At 44.2% G+C, this 23,697-nt stretch carries 24 protein-coding genes and 1 other RNA gene; 19 read left to right on the plus strand and 6 right to left on the minus strand.

Going from position 1 to position 23,697, the window contains the following annotated elements; genetic code table 11:
• Positions 1–31: 31 nt before the first annotated feature.
• On the plus strand, positions 32–922 hold the full coding sequence (locus A8O23_RS13270; protein WP_239693402.1) for an SDR family oxidoreductase: 891 nt from the start codon (positions 32–34) through the stop codon (positions 920–922).
• Positions 923–924: 2 nt separating this feature from the next.
• Complete coding sequence (locus A8O23_RS13275) at positions 925–1,410, plus strand: type II toxin-antitoxin system RatA family toxin (protein ID WP_066622002.1); 486 nt, start codon at positions 925–927, stop codon at positions 1,408–1,410.
• A gap of 76 nt (positions 1,411–1,486) precedes the next feature.
• On the opposite strand, the gene A8O23_RS13280 is transcribed toward A8O23_RS13275, so the two are convergent.
• Together A8O23_RS13280 and A8O23_RS13285 are read right to left on the minus strand one after the other, a co-directional pair.
• Positions 1,487–3,712 carry a S46 family peptidase gene (locus tag A8O23_RS13280; protein ID WP_192849048.1) on the minus strand — a complete coding sequence of 742 codons (2,226 nt, stop codon included), beginning with the start codon at positions 3,710–3,712 and terminating at the stop codon, positions 1,487–1,489.
• Between the two features lie 207 nt (positions 3,713–3,919).
• Entirely contained in the window at positions 3,920–4,357 is a 438-nt protein-coding gene (locus tag A8O23_RS13285; RefSeq protein WP_066622004.1) for a YkvA family protein, read from the minus strand.
• A 517-nt stretch (positions 4,358–4,874) separates the two neighbouring features.
• Between A8O23_RS13285 and A8O23_RS13290 the strand changes: the two genes are divergently transcribed.
• The 8 genes from A8O23_RS13290 to A8O23_RS13325 all read left to right on the plus strand — a co-directional run bounded on the left by A8O23_RS13290 (position 4,875) and on the right by A8O23_RS13325 (position 10,712).
• Positions 4,875–5,318, plus strand: a complete 444-nt coding sequence (locus A8O23_RS13290) for a hypothetical protein (RefSeq protein WP_066622008.1) — start codon at positions 4,875–4,877, stop codon at positions 5,316–5,318.
• Between the two features lie 209 nt (positions 5,319–5,527).
• Complete coding sequence (locus tag A8O23_RS13295) at positions 5,528–6,025, plus strand: hypothetical protein (RefSeq protein ID WP_153042200.1); 498 nt, start codon at positions 5,528–5,530, stop codon at positions 6,023–6,025.
• Between the two features lie 150 nt (positions 6,026–6,175).
• Positions 6,176–6,886, plus strand: a complete 711-nt coding sequence (locus tag A8O23_RS13300) for a carboxypeptidase-like regulatory domain-containing protein (protein WP_153042201.1) — start codon at positions 6,176–6,178, stop codon at positions 6,884–6,886.
• Positions 6,887–6,985: 99 nt separating this feature from the next.
• Positions 6,986–7,774, plus strand: a complete 789-nt coding sequence (locus A8O23_RS13305; protein WP_066622016.1) for a hypothetical protein — start codon at positions 6,986–6,988, stop codon at positions 7,772–7,774.
• Between the two features lie 91 nt (positions 7,775–7,865).
• Positions 7,866–8,285: a hypothetical protein gene (locus tag A8O23_RS13310; RefSeq protein ID WP_066622019.1), complete on the plus strand. Its 420-nt coding sequence runs from the start codon at positions 7,866–7,868 to the stop codon at positions 8,283–8,285.
• Positions 8,282–9,067, plus strand: a complete 786-nt coding sequence (locus tag A8O23_RS13315) for an agmatine deiminase family protein (protein WP_066622021.1) — start codon at positions 8,282–8,284, stop codon at positions 9,065–9,067. Before A8O23_RS13310 ends, A8O23_RS13315 begins: the two co-directional genes overlap by 4 nt.
• A 145-nt stretch (positions 9,068–9,212) precedes the next feature.
• Positions 9,213–9,956 carry a hypothetical protein gene (locus A8O23_RS13320; protein WP_153042202.1) on the plus strand — a complete coding sequence of 248 codons (744 nt, stop codon included), beginning with the start codon at positions 9,213–9,215 and terminating at the stop codon, positions 9,954–9,956.
• A gap of 120 nt (positions 9,957–10,076) precedes the next feature.
• Positions 10,077–10,712 (plus strand): class I SAM-dependent methyltransferase, encoded by a 636-nt coding sequence (locus A8O23_RS13325; RefSeq protein ID WP_066622025.1) that lies wholly within the window; start codon positions 10,077–10,079, stop codon positions 10,710–10,712.
• 325 nt (positions 10,713–11,037) lie between these two features.
• Here A8O23_RS13325 and rnpB read toward each other — a convergent pair.
• The 4 genes from rnpB to A8O23_RS13340 form a co-directional block, all read right to left on the minus strand.
• Positions 11,038–11,496, minus strand: an RNA gene (gene rnpB / locus A8O23_RS13330) — RNase P RNA component class A.
• Between the two features lie 102 nt (positions 11,497–11,598).
• Positions 11,599–12,564 (minus strand): Smr/MutS family protein, encoded by a 966-nt coding sequence (locus tag A8O23_RS13335; protein WP_066622026.1) that lies wholly within the window; start codon positions 12,562–12,564, stop codon positions 11,599–11,601.
• Positions 12,565–12,696: 132 nt separating this feature from the next.
• Positions 12,697–13,101: a hypothetical protein gene (locus A8O23_RS21460; RefSeq protein ID WP_153042203.1), complete on the minus strand. Its 405-nt coding sequence runs from the start codon at positions 13,099–13,101 to the stop codon at positions 12,697–12,699.
• A 142-nt stretch (positions 13,102–13,243) separates the two neighbouring features.
• Positions 13,244–14,038, minus strand: coding sequence for a DUF2279 domain-containing protein (locus A8O23_RS13340; protein WP_239693403.1), 795 nt, complete (start codon positions 14,036–14,038; stop codon positions 13,244–13,246).
• 553 nt (positions 14,039–14,591) lie between these two features.
• Between A8O23_RS13340 and A8O23_RS13345 the strand changes: the two genes are divergently transcribed.
• The 9 genes from A8O23_RS13345 (at position 14,592) to A8O23_RS13385 (ending at position 23,569) form a co-directional block, all read left to right on the plus strand.
• The gene (locus tag A8O23_RS13345; protein WP_066622028.1) at positions 14,592–16,004 is read left to right on the plus strand and encodes an anthranilate synthase component I family protein; all 1,413 of its coding nucleotides are present in this window, start codon (positions 14,592–14,594) and stop codon (positions 16,002–16,004) included.
• Between the two features lie 90 nt (positions 16,005–16,094).
• Entirely contained in the window at positions 16,095–16,718 is a 624-nt protein-coding gene (locus A8O23_RS13350; protein ID WP_066622030.1) for an anthranilate synthase component II, read from the plus strand.
• The gene (gene trpD / locus A8O23_RS13355; protein WP_066622032.1) at positions 16,715–17,707 is read left to right on the plus strand and encodes an anthranilate phosphoribosyltransferase; all 993 of its coding nucleotides are present in this window, start codon (positions 16,715–16,717) and stop codon (positions 17,705–17,707) included. The genes A8O23_RS13350 and trpD overlap by 4 nt, the downstream gene beginning before the upstream one ends.
• A 92-nt stretch (positions 17,708–17,799) precedes the next feature.
• Complete coding sequence (trpC, locus tag A8O23_RS13360) at positions 17,800–18,618, plus strand: indole-3-glycerol phosphate synthase TrpC (protein WP_066622034.1); 819 nt, start codon at positions 17,800–17,802, stop codon at positions 18,616–18,618.
• Between the two features lie 30 nt (positions 18,619–18,648).
• Positions 18,649–19,284 (plus strand): phosphoribosylanthranilate isomerase, encoded by a 636-nt coding sequence (locus A8O23_RS13365; RefSeq protein ID WP_239693404.1) that lies wholly within the window; start codon positions 18,649–18,651, stop codon positions 19,282–19,284.
• 83 nt (positions 19,285–19,367) lie between these two features.
• On the plus strand, positions 19,368–20,564 hold the full coding sequence (gene trpB, locus A8O23_RS13370; RefSeq protein ID WP_066622036.1) for a tryptophan synthase subunit beta: 1,197 nt from the start codon (positions 19,368–19,370) through the stop codon (positions 20,562–20,564).
• On the plus strand, positions 20,551–21,327 hold the full coding sequence (gene trpA / locus A8O23_RS13375; protein ID WP_066622037.1) for a tryptophan synthase subunit alpha: 777 nt from the start codon (positions 20,551–20,553) through the stop codon (positions 21,325–21,327). Before trpB ends, trpA begins: the two co-directional genes overlap by 14 nt.
• Positions 21,328–21,540: 213 nt before the next feature.
• Positions 21,541–22,554: a 3-deoxy-7-phosphoheptulonate synthase gene (gene aroF / locus A8O23_RS13380; protein ID WP_066622038.1), complete on the plus strand. Its 1,014-nt coding sequence runs from the start codon at positions 21,541–21,543 to the stop codon at positions 22,552–22,554.
• A gap of 259 nt (positions 22,555–22,813) precedes the next feature.
• Complete coding sequence (locus A8O23_RS13385) at positions 22,814–23,569, plus strand: hypothetical protein (RefSeq protein ID WP_066622040.1); 756 nt, start codon at positions 22,814–22,816, stop codon at positions 23,567–23,569.
• Positions 23,570–23,697 lie beyond the last annotated feature (128 nt).

Consider the following 23,697-nt stretch of genomic DNA (forward strand, 5'->3'; position numbering starts at 1 on the left):
TTATATCTTTAAATGATTATATAATTTACGTATGGCCAATTATTCAGAACCTATGCTCAGAGATGGTGCCTTGAAAGGAAAAACCATCATTATCACGGGAGGGGGAACCGGACTAGGCAAGTCAATGGGAATCTATTTCCTTAAGTTAGGGGCAAATTTGGTAATTACCAGCAGGAAATTAGACGTATTGCAAGAATCAGCCGATGAAATGGTGAAACTAACCGACGGACAGGTTTTGCCCGTTGCCTGCGATGTTCGTAAACCGCTGGAAGTAGAGGCCATGCTAAAAGCTGCCGTAGATAAATTTGGCGCGGTGCATGGTTTGGTCAACAATGCTGCCGGCAACTTCATCAGCCCCACTGAAAGGCTTAGCCCCAAGGCGTTTGATGTGGTGGTGGACATTGTGCTGAAAGGAAGTTATAACTGTACCCTTACGTTAGGTAAATACTGGATTGAGCAGAAACAGCCGGGGACTATACTGAACATTGTCACCACCTATGCCTGGACAGGCTCCGGCTACGTGGTGCCCTCGGCAACGGCCAAGGCGGGTGTGTTGGCCATGACCCGTTCATTAGCCGCTGAGTGGGCAAAATATGGTATACGATCTAATGCCATTGCGCCCGGTCCGTTCCCTACTGAAGGAGCCTGGAGCCGCCTGTTCCCAGATGCCCTGGCTAAAGAACTAGACCCATTGAAGCGAATTCCGTTAAAGCGTTACGGAGAACATCAGGAGTTGGCGAATCTGGCGGCGTATCTTATCTCAGATTATTCGGCTTATGTAAACGGCGAAGTGGTGACCATTGACGGTGGGGAGTGGCTGTACGGCGGCGGCGAGTTCAATTACCTTGACCAGGTGCCAGAGCAGATGTGGGATATGGTGGAAAAGGCCGTAAGAGGCAAAAATGATAAAAAGCAGGAGTAGCCATGCCCACGCTGGAAAACTCTGTTTTAGTAGACGCTCCACAGGAAAAGCTGTTCTGGCTGTCGCAGGATTATGAAAGGCGACTGGAATGGGACCGGTACCTGCGGGTGGCACGGCTGGAAGCTGGGGCTACGCGTGCTGCCAAAGGAGTGGAAGCGTATTGCGAGAGCAGAAAGGGCATAGGCATGACGGTAAAGTACATCAGTTTTCACCCGCCCCGACAGGTGGCTATGGAAATGACCAAAGGGCCATGGGTGTTTCAGAAGTTCTCGGGTAGCTGGCGCTTCAAAGAAGAAATAGACGGCCGAATCAGAGTTTTCTTCCGTTATAATTTTAAGACAAGGTTTGGCTGGCTAGGTAAGTTATTGCTGAACCCAATCATCTCTCGTATTCTTGAAACAGACATCAAGAATAGGTTGGGTTACTTTAAGCAAGCCGCCGAAGCAAGTGCCCTGAGTCAAGTACCAGTATCTGACAAAGCCCATTAGGTAAGACAAAAAAATAGCCCGGAACGTTTCCGGGCTATTTTTGTAAAAGCAGGGCTAAAACAGGGAGTTATTTCGTTTACTTTTTAGCCTTGGCCTTTGTAGCAGGTTTTTCAGGCGTAGATGTTTTTCTGTCAACCAATGTCATTTCCTTCACCAAGTGTCCGGCTCCGGCAAATTTATCAATTACGAACAGGATGTAGCGGGCATCTACCGAAATATTCCGAACCCGCTCCGGATCATACATAATATCAGACATGGTGCCTTCCCAGTTACGGTCAAAGTTGAGGCCTATTAACTCGCCATCGGCGTTGATGACCGGTGAACCTGAGTTGCCTCCGGTGGTGTGGTTAGAGGCAATAAACGCCACTGGCATGGTACCGTTTACTCCGTAAGAGCCGTAATCCTTTTTCTGGTACAGTTCCTTCAGTTTAGCGGGTACTTTGTAATCTGCCACGTTGGGGTCTTCCTTTTCTAAGATTCCCTCCAGGGTAGTGTAGTAGGCATAGTTCACGCCATCGGCTGGCTGATACCCCTCTACCTGACCATAAGATACCCGCAGCGTAGAATTGGCATCTGGGTAAAACTTCTTGTTGGTCATCATTTCCCGCAGCCCCTGCAAAAAGGTGCGGTTCAGGAGAGTATTTTGGTCGGTAAGGGTTGTGTAGGCAGGCAGCGTTTTAATGCGGTAGTTTTCAATGAGGCTGCTGGTTAGCTGAACCGCTGGGTCACGCTGTAACCGCTTCAGCATTTCAGCTGGTTTTAAAGAAAGCAATTCGTTTACCTGTTGCAAAGAGGTGAGTGAAGAATTGGCGTATACCTCATTGGCATAGGCGTTCCAGTTGCCTTTGTGCTTCTGGGTAACAGTGCCGAAGATTTCAGGGTGGAAACTGCGGTCTACGTCTTGGTAGTACATGTCCAGCAGGGCGGCAAACACTTTCTTGTCTGTGGGCATGTTGTAGTTTTTGAAGAAACCAGGGGCAGAGCTCCGTAGTTTCTCAATTTGCGTCTGCGCCTCAGGACTATTCAGATTCTGCTGCAGCAGGTAAGCCAACTGTACATATCCCTGTGAAAGATTGATCAGCTCCACGCCCAAACCAGCCTCCAAAAAATAGTCGCGGGAGAGGGTGATGCCGTTAGCCAGGCTGGCGTAGTTCTTTTCGAACTGCGGCAACACGTCGCCATAGGTGTTCTTCCGGCCGGTTTCCTGATTTAGCCACTGGGTGAATTTTTGCTCCTGTTCCTGTTTACGGGCTACGGCGTCTAGTTTACGGAGCCCCCGGTTTTCACCTATCCATTTTTTATGGTAGTTGCTGATGCTAGCATATTTAGCGGCGTACTGAATGCGCACCTTGGGGTCGGCTTTCATGTCCTGGTCCAGTATTCCCAGTTTGGTGGTGCGAATCTTGATCTTAGCCGGATTAGAAATCTCATAGATTTCCTTGATGGCCATGCTAGGCAAATACTCATTGGTTCTACCCGGAAAGCCAAACACCATTGTAAAATCACCTTGCTGCACACCGGCTAAGGAAATAGGCAGGTGGTGCTTGGGCGTGTAGGGCTTGTTGTCTGGCGAATAGGCTGCCGGTTTGTTATCTGGACCAGCGTAAATGCGGAACAACGAGAAATCTCCGGTATGGCGGGGCCACATCCAGTTGTCAGTGTCGCCGCCAAACTTACCTATGGTTTCAGGCGGAGCGCCTACCATGCGTATGTCACGGAAAGTTTCAGTAATGTACATGTAGTACTCGTTGCCGTAGAAAAACGGACGGATAATGGCATCATAATGCGTTCCGGCGGTGGCTTGACTACGAACCTTCTGAATATTGGCCTGTACCCGACGCTCGCGCTCGGCTTCTGCCAGCCCCGGAGGCACATCGCCCAGTATCTGGTTTGTCACGTCTTCCATGCGCACAATAAAGGTAGCGGTAAGGCCAGGGTTAGGCTTTTCCTCTTCGCGGGTCATGGCCCAGAATCCATTGGTCAGATAGTCATTCTCTACCGAACTGTGCGACTGTATCTGGCTGTAGCCGCAGTGGTGATTGGTGAGTAGCAAGCCTTGGTTTGAGATAATCTCGCCGGTACAGCCACCTCCAAATTGCACAATGGCGTCTTTCAGGCTAGACTTGTTAATGCTGTAAATATCTTCGGCAGAGAGGCGCATGCCTTTTTTCTGCATGTCGGCCTCGTTCATTTGCTTCAAGAGCATAGGCAGCCACATGCCTTCATCGGGCGGAGCCGCCCAGCTTCTAAAGGAGGCCAGAACCAAGGCCACCCAAAGGCATATCTGTTTGCGGTTTATCATAAGTTTGTTTTGATTGTGTTGTTTCAAATTTACAAAACGGTTGTTAGTAATTTCTATTTCTTGTGCAGGTTCTTGTACAATTACCACAAACACAGTTAGAGTTCATAATTTGCCCTATAGCAGAAGCGCTCTGTTTTTGGCTTGTTTTCTACAAAACAGGCCAAAAACAGAGCGCTTCTGCTTCTAACATTTGGTGCTATACTTCTTCTATGAATGACCTACCGCTGTACCACTTTCTTCCCAGACCTGAAATTTCTGTAGTTCATCCTGAAAGGCAGAGATAAACCAAGCCACCAGGCTCAGGTCATCTGCTAAGCCTATGACAGGAATAAAATCTGGCACAATATCAATGGGGGTGGCTACATACAGGAGCACAGCTACGCCCAGTAACAGTGTCTTGGTGTCAATATCACGGTAGGTGCCATTGTAGTAGGCTTTCACCAACCTGATAAAGCGGAACATGATGTTCTTTAGTTGGTCAATTCCACTCTCGGTGCTGTTAGCGTCAGTAAGTTTATGGTAGGCCGTCGTGAGCAAGAGCCCCACCTTTACCGGCTTGTTCATGAGGCCCGAGGCCTTGGTTATAATGTAACTGAAAAAAGCATTCTGCGAAAGCTTCATTCCTTTGTCTGCTAATGAGCTCATATTTTTTATTTTTCAAGTTCAAGAATACCTACGTCTATACGGCAGGGGCAGCGGAGTGGATATATGAAAGTTTTGAATTTAAGGGGGGAGAGGAGTCTTGGCAATATGCCTGTACGAACTGACTGTAATGCTTCATAAGTAATTGAAAGCACTGATGCAGCACAAACCTAGGAGTAGAAATGTAAAATTTGCAAGCTGTTTTTATCCGTAAGCTTTACGTATAATACGTTTATATACGTAAAACATACGGCTACGGCATTCCCCCTCACACTAATCTTACATCGCATTTGTTTTGTTTATAGGAACGGGAAAAGCTTTTTTTTAAGCTTAAAAAGGCATTTATAACATTCAGTTGCGAACCTGCTGCCTATTATTTATATTGTATTAGTAATGGCGGAATGCCAAAAAAAGAAGCCGTAGCAGTACAGATAAGACAAACTACAGCTATTGTGCAGATAGTGGTAGTCCGACTCCTGCTAGCCGGTAGTTAGAGCTAATTTTAAAAATAGAAAATCCGATGAAAATAATTCCATACATCATAGCCAAAGATATTTTCATTTGGATACTCTACTTTATGATTTTAAGGTTTGACATTGGAGGCGCATTTACCCCAGAAGTTGCTAGTCATTTTCCATTTGCCCAAATCTTAACGTTCTCAGAAGTCTTGGCAGGTGCAGTTTATATCGCTTTAATTCCTCTCCTCATCGACCTAATTTTCACGACTCGATTGAACAGTTCGCTATCTAAGAGGGAAAATTGGCAGCAAATGAATGATTTCAAGAAAGGAGTTATTCTTCATATTCCTATAACTACGCTGTGGCTTCTTTTTTCTATTACGGGAATAGTAGAATCAAATCAATCAAGTACTATGGCATTGTGCGGAGGATTCTTGGCCTCAGGCATAATCCTGATTCTAACGAACAAGTTGCAAAATACTCTATGCCCGACATTGACGAACTAAATAGAAGTAACTGATAAAGGGGATTCAGCATAATACGTTTCTGTGCTAATTTTCTGAAAACAGCTCAAAAACAGAAAATTGTGCAGACTTTGCAAAAAAAAACTAGCTCTAACACTGTATAAAAGTCAGCATCGGCCGACGGCCTCCGCCGTCTTTTATACTAACCGTTAGCTTTAATTTAAATAATCAAGGAGAGCAGAAAAGTGGTTTTGAAAAGGATATTGCTTTTTATTATCCTGATTACGACAGGATGCAAAGAAAATAACGAATTAAATAACAGTAATGACCTAGAAATAACATCTAATGCAGTGACTTCTGATAAAAGACTAAAATACATTTTAGATGAATACCTTAAAGAAGTTGATTGTGATAATTGTTTACATGAAATATTCTTTGATAGAGTTATTTATAACCAAACGATTATAACACTTCGAAATCTGCCTTATGACACAACTTACATATTAAAACAGAAGCCCTTATTACAACTCAAGTATAAGAATACTCCTTTCATTATTTTCAATGGCATGGAGGATTATTTCAATGGGCAATACGACTTTGGGGAAAAGGGCAAAAATAAAATCGACTGGTTTAATGAATCTTACAAGTCTATGCAGTGGACAATAGTAGATAGTGCTGGCATAGTAAAGATTAACAAAGAAGGAAGTCTTCCTTACGTTGCAATACCAGGTGTTGGCTATTGCGACTAATTCTATAAAGAAAAACTAAAGCTAACAACGTGTAAACCTCACCTCGGCCGACGGCCTTCAGCGTCGTTTACACAAGTACGTTGGGCAAAATTCTAATTTATTACAAGCTATTATTAAAGGAAAATCTAAATTCAAATTATTATGATAGTTATGCAAAGAATATATAAATTAATTTTTAAGATTTTATTTATACTGTGTATTGTTTCTTGCTCACAAGATGACGATGATATTGGTATTGAAACAGTAATAAGTGGACATGTATCTGACTTAATAAGAGGGGAAGGAATTAGCGGGTATAAGGTCGTCTTAGAAAAAATGTGCAAACCCTGTGGGAGTGGTAAAACTAGTACTCAAATTGAAGAAATAGCAACCGCTATTACAGATGCTAATGGAAACTATTCAATTACCTTTAATTATAAATTGGAAGACAGGGAGTCTTATATAATTTCCTCCAAATTTAATGGGGTAGACTTTTTTACTGAGAATTATCCAACATGGGATTTAAAACCAGGAACTACCAACATGAAAAATTTCAGCGGTTGGAGACCGGTAAGATTGAGGCTGACATTGAATGTTTTGAATAATGTTAATAAGCCCTTAATGGTAAGGAACGAATTTACAAGAAGTAACCCCAGTAGCAATTGGGGTATAAACTCCATTGGCGTTCAAAACATTTACGAGGAAAACATTACGCAAACTTACATCTTAAAGTCTAGACCAAATGATAATACTAAATTAATTTTTTGGTATTATACCGGCCCTCAACCTAACAGGACCCTTCACCAAAAAACATTTTCTTACCCAACCAGCCTAGATGATATGACGGATTTAAGCTTTACTATTGACTGTTCTACATTTTAAAATGTAAAAATGAACTTTGCCCAACGTAGCTAAACGCCAGCCTCGGCCGACGGCCTCCGCCGCCGTTTAGCTTAACCGTTGGGCACAATTAATAAAAAAATGAAATTTAAGATTCTTTTAACCATCCTTCCATTATACCTTTCCCTCTTATCTAACGGGCAGAACATCTATTCAGCTTTACAACATAACAGGAAAGAGGAGATAAGGAACAAAGTAGCAACTCAAATCATAGAAGAAAACACTTTCTTCAACTCTAATGGGAAGGAAATCAATAAGAACATCAAGCTATTGAATGAGTACAATCTTGTATTAGTCGAAGAGAGATATGGTGAGGACGGTAAACTCAAGGCTAAACTAACCTATGAATATGATTCCACAGGGCTCAAGAGTCTTTGGAGGAAATTTGAGAGATGGAACAGCGGAAGATACTCAATGGAGACAGCCTTCTATGAGTATGACAATAAAGGATATCTCATAAAAACAACCGATAAAAATTCGCAGGGAAATGTTATCCAACAAACCTTATTGTTGAACAACGAAAAAGGACATCCGATAGAACTACAGTTACTAGACGGTAAGGGTAACAGCTTCTGCTTTGAGTATGCGAAGTATGATTACGACAAGAACAAAGCCTACACAGAAGTAAAATCTAATAGCGGCAATACTTTATCAAGCGATACGCTATCTATTGAATTCAACAAGCAGGAGATCCAAGAGCCAGGGAAAGAATACAATAAACAGGGAGATTTAATCAGGACAAAGGGTTCCGTCAGGGAATACGTCTATGACGAGTTTGGCAACTGGACCCTGCTCAAGATGCACAAACTAGAAAAAGGAAAGAAAAAGAACAATAGGGTATTTAAAAGAAAAATAAAGTACAAAGAATAACTGTGCCCAACATTGTACATAAGCCATGCTTCGGCCAACGGCCTAGCACGTTATTTATACGAGTCTATTAGGGCATATTTAAAATATTAGTATGAAATTAACATACAAACCTAAACCAGAAGACAAGTTAAAAGCTGACTTCAGTAGAAGAAGACGAGAAGAACTTTGTGGATTTGTAGACTTTCAAGAATTTAAGAATTGGTACAACTCTACAGAAAAGGTTTGCCATTATTGCGGACTGAAAGAAGAAGAGAGCCAGAGAATTGTAATGACAGGTATCCTTAAGTCAAATAGATTCCCGCAAAACGGAATTCTAGGTAGAGGGCAGAGCCGTGGTATGTGGTTAGAAGTTGACCGAATTATTCCTAAGGATTATTATTCTCTTAAAAATTGTGTTCTTTCATGCTACTTCTGCAATAATGATAAAAGTGATGTCTTTCACGGACAAGACTATAAGGAGTTTCAGAACAATCGTGTTGGTTATCTACGCAAGCTAATTGAACAGAAATGATTACGGATAGCCAAACAAACTTTGTTTATATAGCAAGTACTCTTTACCAGAAATATCCGACATTTTCAAAAGAACTTACCGCTCAACTTGATAACAACGGGATTGAATATGGCATTCTTCCAAACACCAATGACGTTTGGGCAGTTGATTATATGCCAATTCAGGTTTCTGAAAGCAAGTATGTTAGGTTCACCTATAAGCCAGACTACTTAATTCAGTATAAGAAGTGGGCAAGGACAATATCGGATGTAGATACCATCTGTGATGACATAGGTATCAAAACAATAAAATCTGATATAATCCTTGACGGCGGCAATATCTCAAAGTGGAGCGACAAAGTCTTAATGACTACAAAGGTCTTTACGGAAAACAAAGCAAGAACAGAACTCCAGCTCATTGAAGAATTGAAAAACTTACTTGAAATCAATGAAATATATTTTGTCCCAGTTGAAAAAGGTGATTGGTTAGGGCATATTGACGGAATGGCAAGGTTCATTGACAATAGAACCGTTTTAGTCAATGATTATAAACAAGAAGACAAATCAGATTATATAGACTTCTTGGCTGCACTGCATAATTCAAAATTAGAATGGCTTCCCTTCCCTTTTGACCCTTACAAAAATACAGAACCTGATGACGCGGCTGGAATTTATCTGAACTACTTGGAGATGGAGCACTATTTAGTCCTGCCAATTTACGGGCTTGAAACAGATAATGAAGCTGTTAAAAAAGCTAATGAGATATTTCCAAACAAAAAAAATCATACAAGTAAGGAGCAATGAACCAGCAAAGGACAATGGAATAATTAACTGTTTAACCTGGAACATAAGGAAATCAAAAAACATGCCCTAACCACACCTAAACATCATGCTTCGGCTGACAGCCTTGCACTTCTTTTAAACGAGACCGTTATGCACAATATAAAATATGAAAAAAATAGCGACCTTAATATTGTCTCTTTGCTGCTTGTCTAGCTACAGCCAAAGTATAGAAGCTATTACAAAAAAGCTATCAGACAGAATTTGCGAATGCATTAGTGACGACTTAACCTCTTATTCGGAGATTAAGCCTGAATTTAATAGGTGCTATGACAAAGAGTTCAATAATATATTTAGTCTTGTGAATTCAGAAGAACAAATAATATTAACAAAACCAGGTGTATTAGAAAAGATAAAAAATGGTATTGTTTCTACCCTCAATGGCAACTGTGACAAAATTAAGAAACTTATCCAATCTGAATTAAACAATTCCGTTGAACCCGCTGCAAAAAGTAGCGCTATCCCTTGCCCGACTAACTTTACAGGAATAGATGCAGGGAAGCTGAATAAACTAAATGGTGAAATTGTAGCATTCAACGGGCTGGTTTCTAAAGTTTATTCTGCCCACAATGACAAACCCTATTATGAAGTAAAGTTAGAAGGAGGAAATACAATTTGGATAGCTTCACTTGTAACAAGTGGCTATGAAGTAAAGGGCAACATCTTAAGAATATTAGGCTATGTTGCAAAAGTTGAAAATGATGGAATTGCCGCTAAGTATAATAAGTCAAACTATCACATATTAGCATTTTGCATAATCGATATGAAGACAAAACAAATGGCTATGCTTCCAGGGGTCGAACTACAGGTTAAGCAATGGATAGCTGGAGAAATACCAACTGCTGAAAAATAAAATACTATGCACAATATTGTTTAAACGGCAGCATCAGCCGACGGCCTCCCACGCATCATACAATAAACGTTAACCACAAGCTAAAAGTACTATTCTTTTTTTGAATTTACAGGAAATAAAATGGCAGAATTCTGGGAGTCAAGCTTTAGAGACAAAAAGACGATGTGGGGATTTGAGCCTGCAGATTCCGCAATTGAAACCCTAAACTTATTTAGAGAAAATAGGCTTAACAAGATCTTGATACCTGGGTTTGGTTACGGCAGAAATACAAAAATCTTTACCGATGCTGGATTCAAGGTTACTGGAATAGAGATATCAGAAACCGCCATTGACTTGGCCAAAAAGCATTATGGTAATGATGTAAGGGTGTACCACGGTTCTGTTAGTGCTATGCCGTTTGACCAGGAATTGTATGATGGGATTTTTTGCTACGCCTTAATCCACCTGTTAAATGAAAAAGAACGGATTAAACTTATAGATGATTGTTACAATCAACTGAAGCCCAATGGGTACATGGTTTTTGTGGCTATTTCAAAAAATGATGCTACCTATGGGAATGGCGTAGAAATAAGCCGGGACAGATTTGAAACAAAGCATGGTGTTCAACTATTCTTTTATGATTCAGATTCTGTAGAAGAAGAGTTTGGCAATTATGGAATAGTTGAATCAAAAGAGGTAAATGAACCTGCCAAAAATATGGGAAACAGACCTTCACAAAGATTCTGGCGAATAACGTGCAGAAAACTAGAAGAATAAAATGCCAGTGGCTAACATTAAATAAACGGTAGCCTCGGTCAACAGCCTCCGCCGCCGTTTACAACAGTACGTGATCCACTATCATAAACAACACATTTCCTTAAAGTACTGGTGTACTCATTCTTGAGGCTTGCCTTAGGTCAGAGCAGGAGAGAAAATGACCATTCTTCTAAAAGTGCTTCAGCAGATGGCTGACAGACTAAGCGCTCTATGTACTCAATCACTAATGTAAAGATTTATTTTTAGAAGAAGTCCTGAAAGGGAGAATACAAGTTATTCAATATAGTTGAAATTTGAATAAAAGTGTCTTTCAATCAAAAATTAAAAAATCAGCAAGCCTGTAAGCCGGGTTCTGTCCTTTGCTGACGCAAATGGCTTATCATTTATCTAGGCCCGTCCTCACGGAGGGGCTCCATCAACCTACCCACTGACATCGGACGAGCAGTCCTTAGCCCCGCCCGAAAGCGAGGCGCTGTCAGCCTATTTGGTCTTTCAACTCCTGAGGTTTACCCAGCCGGTCTGGTTGCCCAGCCGCTGGTGCGCTCTTACCGCACCTTTTCACCCTTACCCTTTTTTAATTAAGAATTCAGAATTAAAAATTAAGAATGATTTCTAATTCATAATTCCCCATTCCTAATTAGAAAATGGGCGGTTATTTTCTGTGGCACTGGCTGTCACCTGGCCGTCGCCCGCCAGGTGCCTTCCCGTTAGGAAGCAGGATGCTCTGCGTTGCCCGGACTTTCCTCTCCGCCAAAAGAGGCGCAGCGATAAGCCGGCTTGCCGATTCTTTCTGTAAAGGTAACTGTTTCTGGTGGGTTGTTCGTTCACAGAAATCCTGTTTTAGAGCTGTTTTATGAAAATCAGCTCTAAAACAGTCTTATTTATGTTACTTCAGTTGCACACGGGTGGCGCCGTACCCAAATTTCTCTTTTCGGGCGTCTTCGTAAAACTTAATGTGCGGGTTGCGGCTCAGCACTTTCTGAATTTCCTTTTTCAGAACCCCATTACCGGTGCCGTGTATAAAGATGATCTCGTGCATGTTGGCGGCAATTGCCCGGTCTAGGTTGTCTTGAAAAGCTGCCATTTGCTGCCGCAGAATCTCTGAATTGCTCATGAGCTTAGGGTCTTCATTGGGCAGCAGTTTTTCTATGTGCAGGTCAATCTCGTGTTGCGGAACGGTTACTTTTATGTTTTCCGCCTGCGCCGCAGATTCTATCAACTGCTCCTGAATCTGGTCAGGATTGACCACATGGGGCTTAGAATCTAGTTGAAACACATAGCCTTCCTTTTGTAGAACAGGAGCCACTTTTTTGCTCTTATAAAACGACGAAGCTTTGAATTTCAGCTTACGGGTAACTGGCTCCAGCAATGAGTTGGCGCCGGTTTTGTGCTGCAGATATTGAATCACCAAGTCCGGCCATTTTTCAAAGTCGTTCAGGTGCAGGTGTGCAACGGCCTTGGCTTTCTTGGGCGTAAGCTTGTCGTTGCTCTGGGCGCGGTACCCTTTCAACGTTTCTTCGCCGTACGTGAAAAGCAGGTCGTATTCAGAATTGTTCACCACGTTTACCGCCAGCAATTCTGGCGTGGTATGCACCAGTGCCATGTATATACCGGCTACTGCCGCAGAAGATACTTCAGGCTTGGCAGGTATGTTTCTCTTTTCTACTTCTGCCACCTGACCACCTTTGAAATGCTTGTCCTCCTCGGCAGCTATCACTACAACTTCGCGGCGCATAACCGGTATGGTGAAGTCATTGTCAATGGCTACTTCTACCAAATTATTATCAAGGAAGCGGGTAATAACACCTTCTTCTCTTCCGTGCATGAGGCGCACGCGGTCTCCTATATTCATGATATGTATGCTACTTTATATTAGATAGATCAGCCAGTAAAGCCAATAGCTGGTAGCAAAGATAACAAATGGGGAAGAAGGTCTGGTTTTATCTTCAAATCAACAAAATTGAGACGTCAATGAAACGTTGTTTTATTTTGAAAATAAGCCGTGTAAGACCATATTGGCTACCTGTGCCGAGAACGTCTGCCAATGATTTAAATGCTCGTTTTCACTATAAGTACCATAGAATAGAGAATTATCAGAGCTTTTTGAATAAGGTAAAATTGTATTTCTGAGCATTAGACTTGGTGTTCGATCTGCTGGTGGTGCCAGAACCTGCACCTTTGAAGAGGCAAGAGAGGTGCTGAAAAGGGGGGGATGGGGGTTAAATCGGCTGGTTGTTTTAAATAAAAACCTATGGCCTGTGCTCACATCAATAAAAGTGACCAGATTGGTGAAGTTACTGGCCGCTTTTTGAGTTGCAAGGGAGTGAGATTGTCCGGTACACCAAATCGAGATGAAAAATAAACTTATGGCGAGTAGTTTTATCTTCATTTCCTTTAAAATTAAATTTTACATAAATAAATATACAATCAATTCCTTTACGAATATAATAAATTGAAATGCAATAGTTTATAAGAATTCTGTGAAAAGACACCAAGTAATCTCTATCAGAATCAAGAGTATAGCTCTCTTTTTAAAAATAAAGAGCATGTGCTTTCCAGCCTTGGCGGCGGTTGTATTCTAAAGCCGGAGCGGGGAATTTAAAGATGGAGAGCACGTAGAAGGTACTTTTCAGAAACTTGCTTTGGGTAGGAATCGCTTTCCAGTTTAGATCGACGCTCAGGTAGTACTGGCGGTAGGCGTGGAATCCTGCAGCTCTATTGCTATCTGGGTCGTTATACACCATTTCTTCAGCCCCATATCCAGGCGCCACGTTCAGCCATTTGGGGTAAGAGCTAGAGGCTGGTAAAAACTTGGCTACGTCTACGCTGAGCCAGTACGTGTGGCCATTATAGTCTTTGAGCATTTCCTCTGCTAAACCGTTGCCTAAGAGGTTGGGGCGAAATGCGGCATAGCGGGTACGGTGAAAAGAATATTTAGGCACGATTCTGAGTTCCTGCCAGGCCAGTTGCTGCCCGATCACGAGCAAAGAACCTGTGGCGTTGGCGGCAATGTCAGAGAGGGAGGCGCCGTAGGTAGGAGAGCGGCCGTCAAAATATTCAATAGGAGTGAGCATGGCAAACCCGACCGCACCGCCGTACCAAACCGCTTTTTTTTCTGAGACACCGGCGGCTCTGAGCACATCAACTCCCAACCGGCTCAAATGAAAGCTGCCCCAGGCATGCCCTGCCTTGTCAAGTTGTTTCCACTCGTGGGCATCGTTAAACCAATGAAAAGAGGAGCGGGGGCTGTCTTTGTACCAGGCTTCGTTCAAGAGCATCAGGCCACTGGTATAAGCAACGGCAGTACCGGCAGCAATCCAGGGCAAGTTTCTAGATACGGTAGTCAGGCTGTCTGTTCTCTGGCCTTTTTCATAAGTATACGTAGACTGCGCCTTTCCCTGAACCAGGCAACAGAATAGGCAGGCAAAACTTACAATTGTAGTTCTAAAAAGCACCATTGTTTTGGCTGGGCAGTGGGCCACAATTTAAAGGTACTCAATTAAGGGGAGTTCTTATCTTTTTAAGGAAATTATCATTTTTATTCAAAATTTTCTTGTGCAATAATTTTCCGTTGTTACATTTGCAATATGAACGCAGCAAAATCTATGCTTAACGCTTGGTGGCACACCTCTTTAAACTAAAGGGTGAACCGCTTGCTATGCATTTTTGCTAGAACCAAAGGCTCGGATTCACCCGGGCCTTTGGTGTTTTAAATCAACTTCAAAATAAAAATGGTACAGGTACAAAACATGACGCAGCACTGTTGGTGGCACCCTCTGAAAGATGTGTGAGCAGCAGGCCTGTGCCAAATAAAAATATGCCCTTAAATCTAAAAGGCTTGCTGTAAAAATCTAACAGTAAGCCTTTTTTTATGAATTTATGAAGACCTTCACCCTACAAACACAATACCGCCAGCTTTTGGCAGACACCGTTACTCCGGTTGGCATATACCTGCAACTGCGCGATAAATACCGCAACTGCCTGCTGCTGGAAAGTTCAGATTACCACGGACAGGAAAACAGCTTCAGTTACATTTGCTGTGAGCCGCTGGCTGAGTTTAAGCTGAAGAACAGCCGCCTTACCCAAACCTTCCCCGATGGCTCTACCCAAGAGCAGGATCTGGAAAACAAGCGAGATGCCGTACAGCTGCTGCAGGAGTACACCCAGCGGTTTAAGGCGGAGCAGGGGCCTTTTGGGTTTATCCATAACGGCTTGTTCGGGTACATGTCTTATGAGGCCGTGCAGTACTATGAAACGGTTAACATTCAGCAGAAGCCTACCGCTCACCCAGATCTGCCGGAGATACTGTACCAAACGTTCCGGTTTGTCATTGCCATTGACCATTTCAAAAACCAGCTGTACATTTTTGAGCACTTTTTAGGAAATGAACCCCAAAACGCAGCCTTAGACGAGCTAGAGAACCATATTTTAAACAAAAACTTCCCGCAGTTCCATTTTGAGACTACCGGTGAAGAAGACACGAACCAAACCGACGCTGAATTCCTGAAGGTGATAGAGCAGGGGGTGAAGCATTGCCACTTGGGCAACGTGTTCCAGATTGTGCTGTCGCGTCAGTTTTCGCAGGGCTTTCAGGGCGATGAATTCAATGTGTACCGCGCGCTGCGTTCCATTAACCCGTCGCCGTACCTGTTTTACTTTGACTACGGCAACTTCAAGATATTCGGTTCTTCGCCGGAGGCACAGCTCACCATCAAAAATGACAAGGCTACCATTTACCCAATTGCGGGTACGTTCAAGCGCACCGGCAACGACAAAGCCGATGCCGAATTGGCCCAGAAGTTGTATGAAGACCCTAAAGAGAACTCGGAGCACGTGATGCTGGTAGATCTGGCCCGCAATGACTTAAGCCGTCACGGTGACAATGTAAAGGTAGAGGTGTTCAAGGAAGTGCAGTATTATAGCCACGTAATTCACTTGGTGTCTAAGGTAACGGCGCAGTTGCCGCAGGCGCACGGTTCTGTGCAGATGGTAGCCGATACTTTTCCGGCCGGTACGTTGTCTGGAGCGCCTAAGCACCGAGCCCTCACCCTGATTGATGAACTGGAGCCCACCGGCCGCGGTTATTATGGTGGCTGCATTGGGTACCTTGGCTTTAACGGCGACTTCAACCATGCCATCATGATCCGTTCTTTCCTGAGCGTGAAAAACCGCTTGTATTACCAGGCAGGGGCAGGAGTAGTGGCCAAGTCAGATATTAACAGTGAGCTGCAGGAAGTACACCATAAACTGGCCGCCTTGCGCAAAGCGCTTGAAAAAGCGGTGCTTATTTAGTAACTTATAGAATTGTTTTAGGCTTGTTTTTCAGAAAATAGGCCTAAAACAGAAACAACCCGAACCGACAACGACAAACCCTTTAGTACCATGAGAATTCTTGTTTTAGATAACTACGACTCTTTCACCTACAACCTGGTGCAGCTGCTGCGCGAGTTGGGGTACGGCGATAAAATGGATGTTTTCCGCAATGACCAGATCAGCCTGGAGGCGGTAAATCAATATGATGTGATTCTCCTTTCCCCGGGTCCGGGCGTTCCTAAAGATGCAGGTATCATGCCGGAGCTGATTCAGAAATATGCCCCTACTAAACGTATCATGGGGGTTTGCCTGGGACACCAGGCCATTGCCGAAGCTTTTGGAGCTGAATTGAATAACATGACGGAGGTGTTCCATGGCGTGTCGGCTACTATTAGGGTGGTGCACCCAGAGGAGCAGATGTTCCAGCAGTTGCCGCAAACCTTCCAGGTAGCCCGCTACCACTCCTGGACGGTAGTTCCTACCTCTGTACCGCAAAACCTGCGCGTAACAGCCGTAGACGAAAACGGTGAAATTCTTGCTTTGCGTCATACAGAATATGATGTGGTGGGGGTACAGTTTCACCCAGAGTCCATTTTAACCGAATACGGCAAAGACATGATGCGCAATTGGCTGGACCGGCCTAAAAACCGCATCACCAAATGGACTACCTTTGCTGCCTCACTATCACTATGAAACAAATACTGCAACAACTGATTGAGCATAAAACCCTGTCTAAGCAAACGGCTAAGGAAGTGCTCATCAACATTACCCGCGGGCAGAGCAACGCCAGCCAGATGGCGGCTTTTATGACTGTGTACCTCATGCGTAACATCACCGTGGAAGAACTGGAAGGCTTCAGGGAAGCCATGCTGGAGCTCTGCCTTTTGCCTGAACTAGGTACCGATCAGGTGATTGACCTCTGCGGTACCGGCGGCGACGGAAAAGACACGTTCAATATTTCCACACTGGCTTCTTTTGTGGTGGCTGGTGCGGGATATAAAGTAGCCAAACATGGAAACAACGGGGTGTCTTCCATCTGCGGGTCATCTAACGTGATGGCACATTTGGGCGTAAAGTTTACGAATGAAAGTTCTGAATTAAGGCAGAATCTGGAGAAAGCCAACATCTGCTTTTTGCACGCCCCGCTGTTCCACCCAGCCATGAAAGAAGTAGCCCCCATCCGGAAGGAATTGGGTGTGAAAACCTTTTTCAACATGCTGGGTCCCATGATCAATCCTGCTAAACCAAAATACCAGATGGTGGGTGTTTTCTCATTGGAACTGTTGCGGTTATACAGTTATTTGTACCAAAAAACAGGCAAACGATTTGTGCTGCTTCATGCTCTGGACGGCTACGATGAAGTATCGTTAACCGGTGCCTTCAAAATGGTGACACCGGCGGGTGAGCAGATCTTACAGCCTTCTGATTTAGGCTTACCTACTTACACCCAGGAAGATTTAGCCGGAGGTGAAACGGTAGAAGCTTGTGCCGAAATATTCATGAACGTACTGCAAGGCAAAGGAACCGCCGCCCAGCAAGACGCGGTCATCGCCAACGCCGGTCTGGGAATCTACTGTTCAGATGAGCGCCTAACCCTGCGGGAGTCGCTGCAAAAAGCACGGCAGACTTTAGAGAATGGTCTGGCCCTGCAGTCATTCCAACAACTTTTGAACAGTAAATAGATATCAGTAAACAGTTATCAGTAAACAGGTATAGAATCAAAATATATATTCCTGACTCAAGACTCGCGACTCAGGACTCAGAACTCTATAAAATGACCATTTTAGATAACATAGTGCAGACCAAGCGCCAGGAGGTAGCAGACCGGAAAAACGTGGTGCCAACGGCTTTGCTGGAGCGTAGCCTTTATTTTCAGTCGCAGCCGGTGTCGTTACGCAAGTACCTGCAGCGGCCAGACTTGAACGGCATTATAGCAGAATTCAAACGGAAATCTCCTTCTAAAGGAATCATCAATGCCTATGCTCCGGTAGAACGCACATCTATTGGGTATATGCAGGCAGGGGCTTCGGCTTTGTCAGTGCTCACAGACAATCTGTATTTTGGCGGTAAAAACGAAGACCTTACTACTGCCCGTAAGTTTAACTTCTGCCCCATTCTGCGGAAAGATTTTGTGCTGGAGGAGTACCAGATCATTGAAGCCAAGTCTATTGGCGCCGATGCCATTCTATTGATTGCAGCTATTTTGACCAAGGAAGAGGTAGACCGGCTGGCACAGTTTGCCCATTCATTAGGACTAGAAGTTTTGCTGGAAGTGCATAACCAGGAGGAATTGGAGCGTACGTTGACTCCGCATGTAGACTGCATAGGTGTAAACAACCGCAACCTGCATGATTTCACTTTAACCGTGGAAACATCAAAACAGTTGGCTGCCCTTATTCCAAATGAATTTGTGAAGGTCTCCGAAAGCGGATTAAGCTCTGCCGAAACTATCATGGAATTAAGGCAATACGGATTTGAAGGCTTTTTGATGGGAGAGACGTTCATGCGCACCAGCCGGCCGGAGAAAGCCTGCGCGGCTTTGGTAGAGGAACTAAACAAACTAAAGCAGCAACAAGGCAGCTTCTCCATTTAAACAAAAAGTGTTAAGCTCAAACGTGAAGGAATGCCTTACAGGAAACTGAAAATAAAGGTGTGCGGCATGAAGTACACCGAGAACATTGAAGAGCTCATGCAGTTACAACCCGACTATGTAGGGTTTATATTCTATGAGCGCTCTCCGCGGTTCATTACCACACAGTGGGCGGTTTTCTCATCAATATTCAAGCAGGGTACATCCAAAGTAGGGGTATTTGTAGACGAAGAAGTAGAAATCATTCTGCAAAAGGTGACCGATCTGGGTCTGGAAATGGTACAGCTGCACGGCCATGAAACTCCCTATATCTGTCGTGAATTGCGAGAGGCTGGCCTTAAAGTAATGAAAGCCTTCAGGGTAGGTGATGATTTTGAATTTGACCAGCTGAAAGAATACGCCACCGTCTGCGATTATTTTTTGTTTGATGCCAGCGGGCCTCACCCAGGGGGCAACGGGGTCCGGTTCAATTGGGAATTGCTGCAGAAGTACAAACTTGATGTCCCGTTTTTCCTAAGCGGCGGCATTTCAGAGGAACACATTGACGAAATAAGAAATTACCGCCACCCCCAGTTGTACGGGATAGACCTGAACAGCAAGTTTGAAACTTCGCCTGGCATGAAAGACGTGGAGCGGGTAAAAGATTTCATCAAAAAGTTAAGAGCGTAAAAAAGACACTAGATGTTAGACGATGGTATTTAGACTCCTCATAAGTCTAATATCTAGCGTCTAAAATCTAACTACTAAAAAATATGAAATACGGAGTAAATGAGCGGGGATATTATGGCCAGTTTGGAGGTGCCTTTATTCCAGAAATGCTATACCCTAACGTAGAAGAGCTACGTGAGAAGTACTTGTCAATTTTACAGGAGCCGGCTTTTCAGGAAGAACTGAATTCGCTCCTGCGTGATTATGTAGGTAGGCCAACCCCTTTGTACCACGCCAAGCGCCTGTCAGAGAAGTATAACACCAAAATTTACCTGAAGCGTGAAGACCTGAACCACACGGGTGCCCACAAAATCAACAATACCGTGGGTCAGATTCTAATGGCCAAACGCTTAGGGAAGAAGCGCATCATTGCTGAAACCGGAGCGGGCCAGCACGGTGTTGCTACGGCTACGGTATGTGCTCTGGCGGGGCTAGAATGTATTGTGTACATGGGCAAGATTGACACTGAGCGGCAAAAGCCGAACGTGGAGAAAATGAAGTTATTGGGCGCCACGGTAGTACCTGTTACCTCCGGAAGTCAAACCTTAAAAGACGCCACCAACGAGGCCATTCGTGACTGGATCAACAACCCGGAGGACACGCATTATATTATTGGCTCCGTAGTAGGTCCGCACCCGTACCCAGATATGGTAGCCCGTTTTCAGGCCGTTATCAGTGAGGAAATAAGAGCGCAGCTACTGGAGAAGGAGGGGCGCGAGCTGCCAGATTACGTGGTGGCCTGCGTAGGCGGTGGCAGTAACGCTGCCGGAGCCTTTTATCACTTTTTGGACGAAGAAGACGTAAAATTGATAGCCGTAGAAGCTGCCGGTTTAGGCGTTGATTCAGGTCATTCGGCGGCCACCTCAATATTAGGCAAGACGGGTATCATTCATGGAAGTAAAACCCTGCTCATGCAAACCGAAGACGGTCAAATCACAGAACCATATTCTATTTCGGCAGGTCTTGATTATCCGGGTGTTGGTCCGTTACATGCCCATTTAGCCCAGAGCGGCCGGGCCACTTTTTTTGCCATTAGAGATGCTGAAGCCATGGAAGCCCTGCGCGAATTGAGCCGTTTAGAAGGTATTATTCCGGCTATTGAATCATCACACGCACTCGCTGCTCTTAAAGAACTGAAAGCCGGCCCAGACGATGTAGTAGTACTTAACTTATCGGGCCGTGGCGACAAAGACCTGAATACCATTCTTACCTATTTTGAACAACAAGATGCCCAACAATAGACTTACCCGCCTCTTCCAGGAAAAAAGTGGCAACCTGCTGAACGTGTACTTTACCGCTGGCTATCCAAAGCTGGAAGATACTACAACTATTTTAGAGGAGCTGGAAGCCGCCGGGGCTGATTTAGTAGAGATAGGAATGCCGTTCTCAGATCCATTAGCTGATGGCCCTACCATTCAGGCCAGTAACATGGTGGCGCTGGAAAACGGGATGTCCTTGAAGGTGCTGTTTCAGCAGCTGGAAAACGTACGGGAAAAGGTGACGCTGCCCATTATCTTAATGGGCTACCTGAACCCCGTGATGCAGTATGGCTTTGAGCGTTTTTGCGCTGAGGCCGCCAGAGTAGGGGTAGACGGTTTAATCTTGCCTGACTTGCCTTTCGCAGAATATGAGGAAGAATATAAGCCAATATTGGAGAAGCACGGCCTCAGCTTAATCTTCCTCATCACCCCACAAACCTCAGATGCCCGAATCAGGCAAATTGACGCCTTGACCAATTCATTTATTTACATGGTGTCCAGCGCCAGTACCACTGGCAGCCAGGTGCAAAGCACAGAAGCGCAGCGGGCATATTTTTCCAGAGTAAAAGCATTAGGACTGAAGAACCCTTTACTCATTGGTTTCGGTATTTCAGACAAGCCTTCTTTTGAAATGGCCTGTCAGTCTGGTCACGGAGCCATTATAGGCAGTGCGTTTATCAAAGCATTGCAACAGCCCGCCGAAGTGCGTGAGAACGTTCGGGCTTTTCTGAAGCAAATACGGTAAAAAGGTAATTTGGTAAAGTGCTACTTTTGATTTGGAAATTAGGAGATGTAAGAATTTAGAAATAGCATGAAATCTGTAAACATAATAAGCATCAGGCTAAAAGTTTAACTATTACCATAAAGCCTTTTTAGATTTATAAATTTAAAATTGTGGCCAAAACACCTTGCCACATTTTCACATCTCCTAATCACCAAATCTTCAAATTTGTGTAACATGCTGATTCAATTACAAGCAGATATATCTCCGGAGCAGAAGAGTGCCATTGTAGACAAAGCGAAGGAGCTGAAATATAAGACCACAGAGGTAAAAACCCATGCAGGGCACTACCTGGTGGGTACCGGAAAGGCGGAGTTTGACGTACGCACCATCGGCAATTTGCAAGGTATAAAAGACATTCATATTGTCTCTGATGATTACAAGCTGGTGTCGCGCAAATGGAAAGTGAACCCCACCGTAATTGACTTTGGTGACGGTTTACAAGTGAAAGAGGGGGAGTTAACACTAATGGCAGGGCCTTGTTCTATTGAGAACGAAGAGCAGGTACAGAAAACCATAGATCATTTGGTGGCGCAGGGTGTACGATTTATGCGCGGAGGTGTGTTCAAACCCCGCAGTTCACCGTATTCATTCAGAGGATTGGGATTGGAAGGACTGAAAATGTTCTATGAGCTTTGCCGGGCTAACGGTATAAAGATTGTGACAGAGGTGATGCAGGTGTCGCAGATTGCACCAATGGAGCCCTACACCGATGTGTTTCAGGTAGGAGCCCGCAATACCCAGAACTTCAACCTACTGGACGAATTAGGTAAAGTAGACAAGCCCGTGCTGCTCAAGCGCGGCATTTCTGGGACCATAGACGAACTTCTGTACTCTGCTGAATATATCTTCTCAGGCGGAAATGAGAAATTGATGCTCTGCGAGCGCGGCATCAGAACCTATGAAACCGCAAGCCGCAATACGCTTGATCTGAACGCTATTCCTATTCTGAAAGAGAAAACTCACCTACCGGTTATTGTAGATCCTTCTCATGGTATTGGCATAAGAGAATACGTGGAACCTATGGCCCTGGCCGCCATTATGGCCGGTGCCGACGGCATCATCTATGAAACACACGAGAGACCTGAGGAGGCTGCCTCTGACGGAGCTCAGACCCTGAGCTTCACTGAATCAGAACGGATGATCCGGAAAATGCGGAGAGTCTTTGAGTTGAAGAAAGAGCTGGTATAAATACTAATTCATTTATGTTTTGGAGTTATTTTTTAAAAAGTAGCACAAAAACATTTGCATTGTTCAAACTTTTGTTCTACATTAGCTGACGTTATGAAACTATTCGCCCTAAATATGATTACCGTCAATTCTGCGAAGCGCATTTGCGTTTTCGGAGCCGGGAGTTATATGGGCAAAAAATTGAGTTAGACAAATAACCAACTACCATATAGAGGCCTGGTTCCGAAGCGGAACCAGGCCTTTTTTATTTTACACCGTTATGTATCAGCAACAGTACCATCAGTATACCATTCCGCAACAGCAGATCTGGAACATCCTTTATACCAAGCGGGTAGAGGCACTGGTCAATCAGGTGGCTCAGCCTTTTTGGCAGGGGCTTCAGGCGCTGGAACTGAAGGCTTACTTTATTCCTGACTTTCAGGAGCTGAATACTAGGCTAAAGCGCACCCTTGACTGGGAACTAGTGGCGACAGAAGCACCCTTGCGCCCTGCAGCTGTATTGGCACGTTGGTCAAAACATAAGTTTCCGGCCATTACTACGCTGCGTCTGCATCCAGATGCCGATTTAAGGTTACAGGGGCACCAGGATCTGTTTTCTGATGTCTTCAGTCTGTTGCCGTGGTTATTTCAGCCAGCGGTATCTGATTTCATGTTCCGCTTAGGCAGATTGGCCCAGCAGAATAAATCACCGGAAGCCATAGAAGTACTTTGGCGTTTGGCACAGCATGTGCTGGGTAATGGTTTATTAAGAGACGAAGAAGGAAAAGTGACATTAATGGGAGCCAACTTGTTGTCAAATGCTCCGGAGGCGGAGTCTGCCCTCAAAAAAGAAGACAGCTGGAAACCTGCGGTGCTGGAAGAAATGTTGGCACAACCTGTCAAAGCAGGAGAGGCTCCGGAGTACTATTTTGTTCTTGAAAGCCTTTCTGATTTAACTTCTATGGTAGATCAGCTGGGGAGAGAAGGGTTGCCTCTAGTTGAACTTCCTGCGGAAATACAATTGATAGCCGGATAATGAAATTCCCTGTTTTGGAGCTGATTTTTAAAAACCAGCTCAAAACAGGGAATTATAATACGAGTGTTTCCAGTGTTCCTCCAGTTAATTTTAGATTAGAATCCAAGAATTAGATTATGGTTATTTGT

Origin of the sequence: Rufibacter roseus (assembly GCF_001647285.1) — a bacterium.
Lineage (GTDB): Bacteria > Bacteroidota > Bacteroidia > Cytophagales > Hymenobacteraceae > Nibribacter > Nibribacter roseus.